Consider the following 14183-nt stretch of genomic DNA (forward strand, 5'->3'; position numbering starts at 1 on the left):
TTGCGCAAAAAAGCAACATAATGCGCAATTTAAGCGCAAAATTGCGCAGGCCATAAATTTTTTTTGTATAAAATGCGGCATAGACATTTAAAAGATTGAAGGTTATTAAGCTAGAGAATAATGGTGATTTTTCCTAAACTTAATGTTAAGTAATACAGATGTTTGTGCACAACGTATATAAACGAAAGGAAATGTGATGTATTGAGTTCTGAATACATCTCACGGGGAATGTATGAAAAATAAGAAAAAGGGTTTTTTTTATAAGCTCTATAAGTACAGGGTGTATTTACTTATGTTATTGCCATCTGTGGCATACACTTTGCTTTTTGCATATTACCCAATGACTGGAATTGTAATGGCATTTAAGAAATATAACTATGGAGGTGGAATTTGGGGTAGTCCTTGTAATGGGTTAAAGAATTTTGAATTTTTCTTTAAATCCGGACAGGCTGGATTGGTGACGCGAAATACTGTTCTTTATAATATTGCATTTATAATACTTGGAACAATACTGCAGATTGCGGTTGCAATTTTTCTTACTGAAATCAGAAGCAAAAAGTTTCGAAAGATTTCTCAGTCTATGATGTTTTTGCCCTACTTTATTTCATGGGTAATCGTAGGTGTTATGGCGTTCAATCTATTTAGCTCAGATTTTGGATTTGTGAACCGAATTATAGCGTTATTTGGAGGAGAGAAAATTCCATTTTATACGTTGCCCCAGGTATGGCCACCTATCATAGTATTTTTTGCGCTCTGGAAAGGTGTAGGCTATGGGTCTGTCATGTATTTGGCAGCGATTATGGGAATAGATACTTCTATATATGAAGCAGCATCAATTGATGGCGCTAATGTATTTCAGAGAATCTTCAAAGTTACGATTCCTATGATAATGCCAACGACAGTAATACTGTTTCTGATGTCAGTAGGAGGTATTTTTAAGGGAAACTTTGATATGTTTTATAACCTTGTGGGAAGCAATGGATTATTGTTCAACTACACAGATGTTATAGATACATTGACGAACAGGGCACTTCTAACAAGCCAGGACTTTGGAATGGGTGCAGCTATTGGTTTATTTCAGTCAATTCTCTGCTTTGTAACTATTCTATTGGCTAATCATCTTGTGGGTCTATATGAAAAAGACTACACCTTGTTTTAAGGAGGCCTAAATGTCAGATCAGGTACATATTTCAAAAAAAGTTAAAACTGGAAAAGAAGTGATCATTCTAAACATTCTTGCATACAGTTTTTGCAGCATTATCTCAATCTTATGCCTTATTCCATTCATCATGGTTTTAACAGGCTCTTTATCTTCTGAGGAAGCAATAGTAAATAATGGTTTCAGCCTATTGATACAGGATTTTAGTCTGGATGCTTATAAGACAGTATTTAAAGATCCATTGGTTGTTGGAAAGGCGTATTTGGTCACAATTTTACTTACACTTGGCGGAACGGCAATAGGCTTGTTACTGCAGACAATGACAGCATATGTTCTTTCAAGGAAAGACTTCGAATGGAGAAATGGTTTTTCATTTTTCTTTTATTTTACAACTCTCTTTAGTGGAGGACTGGTGCCGTATTACATGCTTATGACCATAACGCTAAAGCTCCAGGATAGTTATTTGGCATTGCTGCTTCCTATGATTTTTAGTGTTTACAACCTTCTCATAATGAAGAGCTATATTTCATCTGTTCCGGAATCACTAATGGATGCAGCGAAGATTGATGGATGTGGCGAGTTTGCGATTTTGTTTAAGGTTGTAATGCCCTTAATCAAACCTGCCTTGGCGACAGTAGGCCTTTTCATAGCTCTTGCATATTGGAATGATTGGTACAATGCAATGCTTTATATAAAGAGTGAAAGCAAATATCCTCTTCAATATTTCCTGTACAGGCAGGTAAACAACATTGAAGGATACAAAAAAATGCTCACAAATTCAGGTGTTAGCAGTTCTGTTATTAATTCAGTAAACTTACCGACACAGACGCTTAAGATGGCTTTAACAATAGTGGTAACAGGTCCTATTGTACTGGCATTTCCGTTGGTTCAGAAATATTTTGTTCAGGGAATCACAATTGGTGCAGTAAAGGGCTAAATGATAAAGATTAAGTATTTCATAGTTTAAGGAGGATGTAATGAAAAAAAGGGTATTATCAGTTTTATTGGCATTGGGGATGACATGTGGAATCGTTTCAGGATGCGGTGGTCAGGCGAAAAATGAAGTCTCAGAAGCGCCTGCAGATCAGTTAGGCGAGTCTGCAGATTCAGGCGAAGCATCAGAATCAGACGAGGCAACTGGTCAGGTTCCAGATACATCTGAACACGTTGACTTAAAAATGTATCTTATAGGTGATAGAACAGCTGACTTTGATGAAGTATATGGCAAGATCAATGAGATACTGGAGAAAAAGCTCAACTGTTCTCTTTCAGTGGACTTTTTGTCCTGGGGCGATCATGATACAAAATATTCACTTTTATTCTCTTCACAGGAAGACTTTGACTTGATATTTACAGCATCAAGCTGGTGCCATTATGAGCAGACAGCGGCACTCGGAGGATTTTATCCTTTATCAGAGGATTTCATAAAGACCTATGCACCTGATATTTGGAATGTAGTACCGGAAATGGCTTGGGAACAGGCAAAAATCAATGGCAATATTTACATGGTACCAAATTACCAGAATGAATTTGGTCAGGATGTAATGACTATCCGTGGCGATTTGATGGAAAAATATGGCATTGAAAAAATAACAAACTGGGATGAACTTGTAGAGTTTTATAAGGCTTGTGCTAATGATGGATTTTATGCGAGCCAGGGTGGCCCCAATTATCAGTATTTCCAAAACAAAGGATATACAATAACAGGTGGTGCACCTCATGGTGGTGAAATGATTCTATACAATACACAGGATCCAAGTGATTTATCATTTACATATCTTCTTGACTGGGATGGATTTGCAGATTACTGCAAGCAGGCAAAAGAACTTGCTGATATGGGAGCATGGTCATCTGATGTTTTGAATTCAACTGAAGAGCGTCAGGTTGGTCTTTTGAATGGGAAAACTGCAACACTTGCCTGGAACCTTGGAAGCTGCAGAAATTATGGAAGACAGGCAGAGACTGAGCATCCTGAATGGAACGTAACGATCGTTGATCCGGTATCATCACAGCCCAAGAAGGTTAACTCATATATCAATAATGGTGTGGCTATCAATAATAACAGTAAGAACAAAGAAAGAGCTATGATGGTGCTTAATGAGTTCTACACAAACCCTGAGGTGTACGATCTTGCTATGCTTGGAATAGAAGGGAAGCACTGGGAAGCTGTAGGAGATGACCAGTATAAGATAATTGATGAAACAAACTATGGAGTAAGCTCAAACTGTAATTGGGGCTGGAATAATATGACTATTACACGTACGGAGTATATCGAGAACAAAACAGAAGTAGATAAAGTATATGATCAGCTTGATGAAGCATTTAACGCAAATATAAAACCTGATCATATCTATGATGGCTTTAATTTTGATTCGACAAATGTATCAACGCAGTTTGCTGCTGTTGAGGCTGCTGTAGATATTTATTATGGACCACTTGTAAACGGTCTTGTAGACGATGTAGATGCGTCAATTGCTGAATTTAGTGCGGCTTTGGAAAATGCAGGAATCAGAGATATTATTGCAGAACTTGAATCCCAGGCAGAGGCATATGTTGCTGAGAAACAGGGAAATTAATTATGTAATATTGGTACAAAATGACTGTGAGATCAAAAAGGTAGAAATTATTCCGAAGTATTTAACTTATGACAACCTGGAGGGAGCAGTAGTTTTACTGCTCCCTTTTTAAGAGAATTTTAGGGAGAAACGATGAATTTAAAAGATGCCAAGATAATAAATGAAGAATGGAAATTTATATGTGAAGATTGCAGCAACGGTGAGTTTGCCCAAATTGATTATCGCGATGAAGGCTGGGATCATATAGAGCTTCCACACGATTGGGATACATATTTTGCACCAAAGAAAGAGAACAGGAGCGGGGCAGGTGGCGGCTATGCTCATGCCGGAATTGGCTGGTATAGAAAAAAAATAAAGATTTCCAAGGATGATTTACTAAAGCATGTTGAGCTCATTTTTGAAGGAATATACATGGAAAGTGAGATATACATAAATGGCTTAAAGGCAGGAAGTCAGTCATATGGATATTCTACATTTGTGGTAGATATAACAGATAAACTGGTTGAGGGAGATAATCTCATTTCAGTAAGAGTAAATAATAGCAAGCAGCCTAATAGCAGATGGTATACAGGCTCGGGTATATATAGAGACGTGTATATAAGAAAAACATCAAGGCAATGCCTGGATTACTTTGGTATAAAAGTCGAAACAGCCGAAGTGACTGATGATGAAAAAATGGCTATTCTTGATGTAAAGAGCAGCGCTATTAACTATGAGAAAGAAAAAAAGGATGTTGTAATAAAGTGGCAGCTCTTGGATAAAAAGGGACAGCTTTCATGCAAGGCTGGTGCAACACTTTGCCTTGATTCAAATGAAACATCACAGGCTGCAACAAGAATGTTTGTTCAGAGACCAATTTTATGGGAAATAGACAAACCATATCTTTACACATTTGTAACTCAGGTATTCTGTGATGGAGAGCTTCTGGATGAACGCAGAGAAAGTGTTGGTATACGAACAATAGCTTTTTCCTGTGATGAAGGGTTTAAGCTGAATGGAGAAAAAATAAAGATTAAAGGCGTTTGTCTTCATCATGACAGTGGCTTGTTTGGATCTGCATTCTATAAGGATATCTGGGAAAAACGTCTGAATACGTTAAAGGACATGGGCGTAAACGGTATCAGGTGTTCACATAACCCACCGGCACCGGGATTTCTTGACTTGTGCGACAGCATGGGATTTGTGGTAATGGACGAGATTTGTGACGAATGGATGCTTGGAAAGAATAAAAATGAAAACTATTTTTCAGAAGAGCCTTCGTACGGTTTTAGTCAATTTTTCTGTAAAGATGTAAAAACGGAATTACAGAGAATGATAAGACGTGATTATAATCATCCATCAGTAATTCTGTGGAGTATAGGAAATGAGATCCCTGAACAGGCTTTCACAGATGGTCCTAAGATAGCTAAGTTTCTATCTGATATAGTTCATGAAGAAGACAGCATCAGGTTAACAACAAGTGCTTGTGATAACATCGCATCTCTTCCGGGGATTGAAACCAAACAGGAATTTATGAATGAGATAGATGTAGTTGGCTATAACTATGTAGGAAGATGGAGAGAGAGAGCGGAAAGATTCTATGAAGATGATAAGCTTGTATATCCTGACAGGATAATGATAGGCTCTGAGAATCCTTCTGTGTGTGGAGATAGAGGCGACTATAGCCAGACAAGAGACTTTAATGACAACTATATTACTGCATCGCTTACACATGAAGCACTCTGGAGATTTACAGCAAGCAGGGATTATGTTGCCGGTGACTTTATCTGGACTGGGATAGATTATCTTGGTGAGTCGCATTGGCCAAGAAGAGGCGCTAATTTTGGAGCAATTGATACAGCCGGTTTCAAAAAGGATGCTTATTACTATTTCAGGTCTATCTGGAATGAAAAAGATATAACTCTTCATTTGCTTCCTCACTGGAATTTTGAGGGCGAAGAGGGCACTTTTAAAACAGTAATATGTTATACCAACTGTGAGAGAGTAAAGCTATATATTAACGATAAGCTTATTTCAGAAAAAGCGAGTGCCCCATGCCCAAGATATGGAGCCATGAATAGCTGGGATGATGAACTCAGACGTTTTCGCCCAACTACAGGTGATCTTCATCTTGCATGGGATGTACCTTATGAACCCGGTGTATTAAGAGCAGAAGGTTATATGGGGGATAAAGTTGTTAAGACTTGCGAAGTTGTTACAACAAAAAAGCCATCATCCTTAGAAGCATCGGTGGAAAAGGCAGGTGAATTCTATCTTGTGGAGATAACAGCGAGAGATGAAGATGGCAGAGCTGTCCCTGATGTAGACAGCCTGATAAGTGTAGTTTGCTCTGATAACGTTGAGCTTATTGGAATGGACGCCGGAAATATGCAGGACCTTTCAGGATATAAATCCGATAAAAGAAATATGCTTGCAGGGAAATTACTTGCCGCTTTTAAAAAGAAAAACAAAGAGGAAACGGGGAGTGTTTTATTATCATCTGAAGGCTTAAACAGTGTAAATATTGAATTCTAACTATTTATAAAGGATGAAGGAGCTGTGTGATATTAAACAAATTAGTTATGCAGGTATAGCAAAAGGGAGGATTACAATGAAAAGCGGCAGATTTAATGGAAATGTTGTTACGTACATAAGTGCAGCGATGGCAGTTATGATGATTACCGGACAGACCGGGATTACAACTTATGCGACCGGAGAAGCAGAAGGCACAGAGGATTCCTTTTCATTAGATGCAAATGTTTCTGATGGTAATGCGGAAGAAGAAAAGGAAATTAAGTGGAAGGATACCGGACTCGTAAAAAACGGTGATTTTGAAAACGGAGATACAACCGGATGGGATGTTTCTTTTGAAGGCGCTGATGGTGATGTGTCAGGTTACAAAATTAAGATGGATGAATGGGCAAAAAATAATACTACATCATTTTTTAATTATTGGAATAATAATTCAGAAGCGGAGGAGATGAGTTTATCGCAGACTATTTCAGGGGTTTCGGCAGGAACCTATAAACTCTGTTTTGATGCAGATGGAGCAGAGGCAGATTCTGGTTTGGCAGCAACTGTATCTGGTGTATCCTGGAATATTACAACCTGTGGCTGGGATAACTGGAGCACCTATGAAACAGAGGCATTTACATTAACAGATGAAATGACAGATCTTACTATTGCCTTTTCGGGGCATATAAATAGTTCGTACTGGGGAGATATTGATAATGTCAGACTTTATACTGTCAATAATAGTAGTAACGAAGGTTCGGATGATGGTTCTGACCAGAACGATACGCCCGATGAAACAGAAAACAATCAAAATGATGAAGAGGATACTCAGATGGATAACCAGGATCCTGTACAGGATGAACCCGCAGTGGAGGCGGAGATTTTTGTAAATAAGGTCGAAGGATGCGACGAGAACTTCATTACCGGTGTTGATGTCAGCTCCTATGTTGCTCTGAAGAATGGAGGAGTGAAATACTATGATTACGATGGCAATGAGCTGGATGATCAGGGATATTTCAATTTCCTTCATGACTGCGGCGTTAATTATGTGAGAATCCGTGTATGGAATGATCCTTACGATGAAAATGGTAATGGATATGGTGGTGGTACCTGCGATCTGGCTAAGGCTATACAGATAGGCCAGTGGGCAACCGGCGCAGGGATGAAGGTTCTTATAGATTTTCACTATTCTGATTTCTGGGCAGACCCCGGGAAGCAGACAGCACCTAAAGCTTGGAAGAATATGGATGTCGATGCTAAAGCAACTACACTAAAACAGTTTACAATTGACAGCCTTAAAGATCTTATTAACAGTGGTGTTAATGTTGGAATGGTTCAGGTAGGCAATGAGACTAATAACGGTATTGCCGGTGAAAAAAGCTGGGATGGAATGCTCAAAATGTTTGCAGCTGGTGCAGAAGCCGTAAGAGAAGTGTCTAAGGACATTTTGGTTGCAGTACATTTTACCAATCCTGAAGGTGGCAGATATGATTATTATGCATCTCAGCTTAAGAATGTTGATTATGATGTTTTTGCATCATCTTATTATCCTTATTGGCATGGAACGCTCGATAACCTGAAAAATGAACTGTCCGCCATTGCCAATAACTATGGTAAAAAGGTAATGGTTACCGAGACTTCATATGTATACACACTCGATGACGCTGATGGCTGCGCAAATACTGAAACACAAGAGGACTATGATGCAGGGAAAGAGCCTTTTAACTTCGATGTATCTCCTCAGGGACAGGCAGATTCCGTAAGAGGGGTAGTTGATGCAGTTGCGTCGATAGAAAATGGCATTGGAGTTTTTTACTGGGAACCTGCATGGCTACCTGTAAATATGCATGGTGAATCAGGAGATGAAGTAGCAATATCTATAGAAGCCAATAAAGATAACTGGGAAAATTATGGTACAGGTTGGGCCAGCTCCTATGCCAGGGATTATGACATAGGGGTACAGGAATATGGCGGAGGCGGCGCCGTTGTGGAAAACGAAGCATGGTTTGACTTCTATGGACATCCGTTAGCATCTGCAAAAATGTACAGCTACATGAGAACAGGTGCAAAGGCTAAGTTAAGGTTAAATGGTGTTGATGTTAATGCTGTAGAAGCCGTAATTGATGAAGAAATAAAGCTGCCTGAAACAGGTACTGCTAAATACAATGATGGCACAACCAAAGAAGTAAATATTGTTTGGTCCGAAGAGGATATAAAAACGGCAATGGAAAGCGGAGCCGGAGTCTATATGATATCAGGAACTGCAGATGTTGACGGAGGCGTTGCAGTATCCTGCAAGCTGACAATAAAGCCTATGAATTTCCTTGCTAACCCCGGATTTGAAGAAGGAGATAAGGGCTGGACAATTACATCTGATGTATCCACAAGCGAAATTGCAATCAAGCAGGATTCATCCAATGTTCATACCGGTGAGTGGTGCATGAAATTCTGGTATGGAACAGCATTTAAGTTTAACGTTGAGCAGGAGGTTACTCTAAATAAAGGCATATACAGTCTTAGCGCTTTTGTTGAAGGTGGCGATGCCGGCGAAAATGATGAGTTCAAATTATATGCCATACTTAATGGTGAAGAGAAATCAGCCCAGGCAGGCGTGACAAAATGGCAGGAATTCCAGAATCCTACGATAGATAATATAGAAATAACCGATGATGGAACCAGGCTTACAATTGGAGCAAGTACAAATGCTTCAGCCGGTTGCTGGGGAGCATGGGATGATTTTGCTCTTTGGAAGACCGGAGAAATAGCTTCAGCACCTGAAAAAGTAGATACAGATGATAAACAGGATAATAGCGCAGATATAAATGATGCGCAGCCCTCACAGCGAACTGTAGTAAATGATGAAAAGGCAACTACAGTCAAGGCTCAGAGTGAGAGTGAAGTTGTAAAGGTTACAAAGGTTAAGCTAAACAAAAAAAAGAAGACCCTTAAGATAGGGAAAAAATATAAGCTTAAGGCAACAGTTAAACCCTATAATGCCACAAATCAAAAGGTGTCCTGGAAGAGCAGTAATAAAAAGGTTGCACGTGTCAGTCGCAGCGGAAAAGTTACAGCTGTTTCAAAGGGCAAGGCAACAATTACCGTCACTACAAAGGATGGTAAGTTCAAGGCAAAGTGTAAAATAATAGTAAAATGACAATATATCTGTAAAACATCAAAAGCCGCTATAATAATCGTCTTCAGTTATTGTAGCGGCTCGTATTATGCTATCGTTTTTCCAAATAAGCTGTTCACTTTATCTTTTAATTCAAAGTATTTCTCGTTAACTTCCGCCATGATTGGCAGCTTAGTGTCTTTGCCCTGATCATAGGCTTTCGACAGCGCCATGTATGCATCCATGTAATTGCCTGCATTATACTCAGCCATACCGAGACGATGGTTATAGATAATGGTATTAAGGCGATCTTCCTTCTTTTCGAGTAACTTTCTATATATTTCCGCCGCTCTGTTATAATTCCCTTCAGCTAAAGCAATGATTCCTTCGAGGTTGTCTCTATAACGAGTAGCGCTTGAAAGCTTCATACCTTTATATTTTCCGCTGGCAAGCAGACTATCTAATGACTCCAAACACTTTTTGCTTTCATCAATTTTACCCAGATCTGCGTAAAGATTCCCTCTTTTAAAATTGTAATAGATTGCTCTCATGGGCTTTAATTTCTTTTGGCTGATTTCATCAAGTCTTGCAAAGGCCTGCTCATATTCTTTCAGATATCCCAGAGCTGATACATAGTTGAAGCAATACCTTCCAAGGTAAGTGTTCTTATACATATGCCGATTAAGTTTTACCCTCCAGTCAGCTACATCTACATATTTCCGTGGATCGCATTGTTCTACAAATATGCTCTGCGTCCACACGACTTCTCTTGCGCTCCTGAAAAGAATGACAATAATGCCGACAATTACAACCCATCCAGCTAAATTACGCACAAGCGCAGAGATAATATAATGAATTTTTGAAATGTTATCATCGAGATCTGAGAAGATAACCATCATATCGGATATATAGGTTCCAAAATAAATAAGGATGAATACCAATATTGAAACAACAAAAAAGGTGGCGGAGGCTTTGCTCCTTTTATCCAGCTTCCGTGCAAATTCTTCTGCAGGTAAATCTAGCATGTTTACTTTTGACAAAACTTATTCCTCTTTTCTCCCGTAGTCGCTATATTATAATAGCACTTTAATTGACAGAATGTGTCTCTTTTACACGCTCTGGATCTGCATGATATTTCAGCGAAACCGCAATATGTTCAAGCATTTCAGCACGTTCTGTGTCCGGAAGCTGATAAAAATCTCTGAGAAGATCGTCTACAACAGGCATATCTTTCTTATCGAACTTGGTTATTGTTGGACATATCCGATTAAGAAAAATCTCTTTTACCCTTTCTTCTTTTATAGCTTTCACAGAATCTTCCGCCGCCAGATTAAAACGATCTGTCATATTAGGGTCCTGGATTCCGTAAATCTCAGAGCAGATTTCTCTTGCATCTATCTCTAATGCAGTAGCCAGTAGGTACAATGCAGTGGATCTTCAAGAGCAAGCACAGACCTGGTCACAAGCGAAAGAACTAGTTTGTGGATGTGAGCATAATACCGGATGCAGAAGAGATCGATTCAAAGCTCACCGTAGTCCTTAAAGAGATGAATGTAACAAACAAGGATAAACAGAGAAACGACGCATGGAGCAAGCATGCACAGATCGTGCGTGGAAATCCGGTGAGGATATATGAGGGTGAGGATTTTAAGCTCACTTATATCAGATATGAAGATGAGGAGTTTGCCCAAAATATTACTTAAAATATTGCTTAATATAATGAGTAATGTTAAAATAAGAATGAAAGCGAGGTATTGATATGGCAGTAATTAGTCCTGTTTCAGATCTTAGAAATTATAATACTGTTCTGGAAAAGGTTGAATATGGTTCTCCGGTATATCTTACAGTAAATGGTCGTGGAAAATACACTATTAGAGACATAGAAGAAGACGAAGAAATAGAAAAGACTAAGGCTATGCTTCGTCTTATGTGTGAGCTCAATAAGGGACGACGTTCCGGAGAGGAAGAGGGATATGTTCCGGCAGCTGATGTCAGGGCACACTTCCGTAACAGACAGAAATGATTACTTATGACATTGATTATTCACCACAGGCCATAAGAGATATGGATGATATTTTTGATGATGTACTGTTGGTTTCTTGCGACCTTGATATAACACACAGATATCTTGATGATTTGCAGGATAAGATTGAATCGATGTCCAAACACCCAAAAACAGGAACACCTCTGTATTATGAGGAATTGTTCACAGGGTATTATTCAGTAAGGTTTAAAGAGTATCTGGCATTTTACAGGCTTGAAGGAACCATGATGTATGTAGATAGAGTTCTACAGAGGAAGCGTGATTATATGTCAATTCTATTTGGTCACGTCAAGGATGAAGATAAACCTTTTTGACATAACAAGCAGAGAACTACCAGATTTTTTCAAGACTAAGCGCTTACTTTCCTCAGTTTAACAAATACTATTCATTAAAACCATGTCCTTAAGAATTAGCAAAACGACCAATCTAATATCAGACTTTAGATTGGTCGTTTTTAATTGACAAACTTTCATGAATAATCCCAAACCTATGAATTATATTTATACTGACATCATCGTCATAACACAATGAAAACCCTGCAAATAAGCCAATATGACACGTTCGTCATATTAGCTTATGAAATACTTTAATACTTCACCGCGGCACCGCGTAAAATTTCTGCACTTCGAAAAATTAGGATTTAACGAAATGATATTGTACCAAACTGGTGTTCACTGCTATCACAGTCTGCAATGCATGGAAAACGCTCTTTTATATATGCTCTTCACTTGTAGAGTCATAATATCTTATGAGAAAATATTACTATACCTGTTGCATGCTGTATATCAAAATTGCATGCCCTAATCCTCAATATCCCAATTTACAGCAGTCAAAAACCATCAAAAATTGTCTACAAAAATCTCCAACCTCAATCGCGAACCTCCACATCACGCCAATATCCTTTTATTATCTGCCCAATACCAGCCATATAGCAGTATTGCTCTAAGGATATTATCCGATATCATGCATATCCACGCTATTTCTATTCCAAATCCTAATACATGAACAAATATAAATACCCCCAGGACTCTCACAAACCATTGCGTAAATCCTGATACCACCAATGGAATCTTGGTTTTCCCAATTCCATTAAATACATATTGCATGACTATGGAGATTCCGAACATAGGCTCATTTATTGCAACAATACGCAGGAGCTTCGGCGCCAGAATAAGTGCACCTGCATCATTTGTAAAAAATGAAATAATTCCATTGGCACATATCAGTAATATTCCTGTTGCTATCATCATAATGAATACAATAATCACGCAGACCATGTTGGTTTGCCTGTTTAGTTTTTTTAGATTTCCTTCACCTCTTACATTGCCGGAAAGGGATGCAACAGCGCTGGCCATTCCGACAGCAGGGATGTAAAAAGCCGATTCGGCCGTAAATGCAATAGAGTGGGCAGCGTATATTTCTGTTCCGAGAGGAACTACCATAGCAGTAAAAATGACTCTTCCAAGGCTTGTAACTACAGATGTCAGAAAAGCAGGTATGCCAACCAAAATATACTGCCCTATAATTTTTTTTCCTTCAGCCCTCAGAAAATTGTCCTTGATATCAGCCTTTGCTATCATCGCAGTATCCTTATGCTTTTCATTGAAAAACAGCATAAGGATTCCGCCTGTCATAGTGGCAATTGCAGTTGCATAGGCTGCTCCCATAACACCCAGATTGCCTCTTCTGATATTTATTTCCATTACTGAAAAGCTTACTATCTTGTCAGGGTAAATCAAAAACCAGTTAAGTATTACATTCAGAATGTTTATAAAACCATTAACCAGTAATGGTGTGACCATATCCTTATCCGCTTTTCTTATGCTTCCTGCTGTCACGTTGAAGGCAAAGAAAATCCCCATGGATGAGCATATGGAAAAGTACATGGATGCAGGTCTTCTTATATCTTCTGCAGCCCCAAGAAATACCGGCAGGTACGGACTAATGATAAGAGGGATAGCTGTAGTAAATATCCCCACCACTAAAGCAAGAAAATATGCATGCAGGGTTGCATTCCTTAGTTTTCCCCTGTTTCCTGCGCCTATCTCTTTTGCCATATATGCAAGCACACCAACACCCAATGCATTTACTCCTGCCTTTATAAGAAATGTAACTTCATTTGTAATTCCTATAGTTGCCGATGCCTCTATGCCAAGCTTCCCCACCATAATAAAATCGGCATAATTGACAAGTGCCTGGAACGAGTATTCAATAATTGCCGGTATGATAAGGATGATTATCTCCTTAACCAGTTTTCTATTTCCTGTCATATTTCATTTTTTCTCCCGTTAGAACATATCAATGATATTGAAAAAGGGAGCTGCGAAAAGCTCCCTGGACTTAAAAATTATTAGATCACATAGGAATCCGCCGGCATGATCCTGGATAAAAACTGTCGTGTACGTTCCTCCTTCGGACGATAGAATATCTCGTCCGGCTTTCCTTCCTCTACCACAACGCCACCGTCCATGAAGATTACCCTGTCAGCAACTTGTTTTGTTGTTAAGAAGACAATACTCTGAGTCGCTGCATTGCACAATTAAGTAGTTATTATGGTTAGCAATAAGAATTCATTATCATATAAGCTGATCACCATCTAAGCCTTTACATAACAAAAGCCCTGCCATGTTTCCCCTCCGTCAGTTGAGATCATGAGTTTTGCGTCAACAAGCTCGGAGTTTTCCTTTTTCTCTTCTGTTTCTATAGAAAGAGCTGTCTGCAGGGCAGACTCAATACTTTCCACAGAGTCGTATCCTTTACCTCTTAAATCATCAGTGATATCACCATCAGACAGTCCTC

Annotated in this window: 12 protein-coding genes and 1 pseudogene; 8 read left to right on the plus strand and 5 right to left on the minus strand. The window is 38.9% G+C overall.

Annotation, left to right across the window (positions count from 1 at the left end):
- Positions 1–232: 232 nt before the first annotated feature.
- From ACHCNF_RS17870 to ACHCNF_RS17890, 5 genes are all read left to right on the plus strand, one after another.
- Complete coding sequence (locus tag ACHCNF_RS17870) at positions 233–1159, plus strand: ABC transporter permease (RefSeq protein WP_408072399.1); 927 nt, start codon at positions 233–235, stop codon at positions 1157–1159.
- Between the two features lie 10 nt (positions 1160–1169).
- Positions 1170–2096 carry a carbohydrate ABC transporter permease gene (locus ACHCNF_RS17875; protein ID WP_408072400.1) on the plus strand — a complete coding sequence of 309 codons (927 nt, stop codon included), beginning with the start codon at positions 1170–1172 and terminating at the stop codon, positions 2094–2096.
- Between the two features lie 40 nt (positions 2097–2136).
- Positions 2137–3735 carry an ABC transporter substrate-binding protein gene (locus ACHCNF_RS17880; RefSeq protein WP_408072401.1) on the plus strand — a complete coding sequence of 533 codons (1599 nt, stop codon included), beginning with the start codon at positions 2137–2139 and terminating at the stop codon, positions 3733–3735.
- 132 nt (positions 3736–3867) lie between these two features.
- Positions 3868–6249 carry a glycoside hydrolase family 2 TIM barrel-domain containing protein gene (locus ACHCNF_RS17885; RefSeq protein WP_408072402.1) on the plus strand — a complete coding sequence of 794 codons (2382 nt, stop codon included), beginning with the start codon at positions 3868–3870 and terminating at the stop codon, positions 6247–6249.
- Positions 6250–6325: 76 nt separating this feature from the next.
- The gene (locus ACHCNF_RS17890) at positions 6326–9382 is read left to right on the plus strand and encodes a glycosyl hydrolase 53 family protein (RefSeq protein WP_051205846.1); all 3057 of its coding nucleotides are present in this window, start codon (positions 6326–6328) and stop codon (positions 9380–9382) included.
- 65 nt (positions 9383–9447) lie between these two features.
- On the opposite strand, the gene ACHCNF_RS17895 is transcribed toward ACHCNF_RS17890, so the two are convergent.
- Together ACHCNF_RS17895 and ACHCNF_RS17900 are read right to left on the minus strand one after the other, a co-directional pair.
- Positions 9448–10380, minus strand: a complete 933-nt coding sequence (locus ACHCNF_RS17895) for a tetratricopeptide repeat protein (protein ID WP_408072403.1) — start codon at positions 10378–10380, stop codon at positions 9448–9450.
- A 46-nt stretch (positions 10381–10426) separates the two neighbouring features.
- A complete protein-coding gene (locus ACHCNF_RS17900) occupies positions 10427–10765 on the minus strand; it encodes a hypothetical protein (RefSeq protein WP_408072404.1) in 339 nt (112 codons plus the stop codon).
- 56 nt (positions 10766–10821) lie between these two features.
- On the opposite strand from ACHCNF_RS17900, the gene ACHCNF_RS17905 reads away from it, so the two are divergent.
- From ACHCNF_RS17905 to ACHCNF_RS17915, 3 genes are read left to right on the plus strand one after another with little or no spacing between them, the layout of a single operon-like run.
- The gene (locus ACHCNF_RS17905; protein WP_408072405.1) at positions 10822–11043 is read left to right on the plus strand and encodes a hypothetical protein; all 222 of its coding nucleotides are present in this window, start codon (positions 10822–10824) and stop codon (positions 11041–11043) included.
- A gap of 56 nt (positions 11044–11099) precedes the next feature.
- A complete protein-coding gene (locus ACHCNF_RS17910; RefSeq protein WP_026492994.1) occupies positions 11100–11363 on the plus strand; it encodes a type II toxin-antitoxin system prevent-host-death family antitoxin in 264 nt (87 codons plus the stop codon).
- A complete protein-coding gene (locus ACHCNF_RS17915) occupies positions 11360–11698 on the plus strand; it encodes a type II toxin-antitoxin system RelE/ParE family toxin (RefSeq protein WP_051201083.1) in 339 nt (112 codons plus the stop codon). The genes ACHCNF_RS17910 and ACHCNF_RS17915 overlap by 4 nt, the downstream gene beginning before the upstream one ends.
- Positions 11699–12271: 573 nt before the next feature.
- On the opposite strand, the gene ACHCNF_RS17920 is transcribed toward ACHCNF_RS17915, so the two are convergent.
- The 3 genes and pseudogenes from ACHCNF_RS17920 to ACHCNF_RS17930 all read right to left on the minus strand — a co-directional run bounded on the left by ACHCNF_RS17920 (position 12272) and on the right by ACHCNF_RS17930 (position 14127).
- Positions 12272–13654: an MATE family efflux transporter gene (locus tag ACHCNF_RS17920; RefSeq protein ID WP_408072406.1), complete on the minus strand. Its 1383-nt coding sequence runs from the start codon at positions 13652–13654 to the stop codon at positions 12272–12274.
- Between the two features lie 80 nt (positions 13655–13734).
- Positions 13735–13881, minus strand: a pseudogene (locus tag ACHCNF_RS17925) (amino acid ABC transporter ATP-binding protein); the annotation flags it as partial.
- 99 nt (positions 13882–13980) lie between these two features.
- A complete protein-coding gene (locus ACHCNF_RS17930; protein ID WP_408072407.1) occupies positions 13981–14127 on the minus strand; it encodes a hypothetical protein in 147 nt (48 codons plus the stop codon).
- Between the last annotated feature and the right edge of the window lie 56 nt (positions 14128–14183).

The sequence above is a fragment of the Butyrivibrio sp. NATIVEDY162 genome (genome assembly GCF_045999815.1).
Taxonomy (GTDB): domain Bacteria; phylum Bacillota; class Clostridia; order Lachnospirales; family Lachnospiraceae; genus Butyrivibrio.

Coding starts and splice junctions, on each gene's coding strand:
- ACHCNF_RS17880 (WP_408072401.1), top strand. CDS start 2,137: ATGAAAAAAAGGGTATTATCAGTTTTATTGGCATTGGGGATGACATGT.
- ACHCNF_RS17915 (WP_051201083.1), top strand. CDS start 11,360: ATGATTACTTATGACATTGATTATTCACCACAGGCCATAAGAGATATG.
- ACHCNF_RS17910 (WP_026492994.1), top strand. CDS start 11,100: ATGGCAGTAATTAGTCCTGTTTCAGATCTTAGAAATTATAATACTGTT.
- ACHCNF_RS17920 (WP_408072406.1), bottom strand. CDS start 13,654: ATGACAGGAAATAGAAAACTGGTTAAGGAGATAATCATCCTTATCATA.
- ACHCNF_RS17875 (WP_408072400.1), top strand. CDS start 1,170: ATGTCAGATCAGGTACATATTTCAAAAAAAGTTAAAACTGGAAAAGAA.
- ACHCNF_RS17890 (WP_051205846.1), top strand. CDS start 6,326: ATGAAAAGCGGCAGATTTAATGGAAATGTTGTTACGTACATAAGTGCA.
- ACHCNF_RS17885 (WP_408072402.1), top strand. CDS start 3,868: ATGAATTTAAAAGATGCCAAGATAATAAATGAAGAATGGAAATTTATA.
- ACHCNF_RS17870 (WP_408072399.1), top strand. CDS start 233: ATGAAAAATAAGAAAAAGGGTTTTTTTTATAAGCTCTATAAGTACAGG.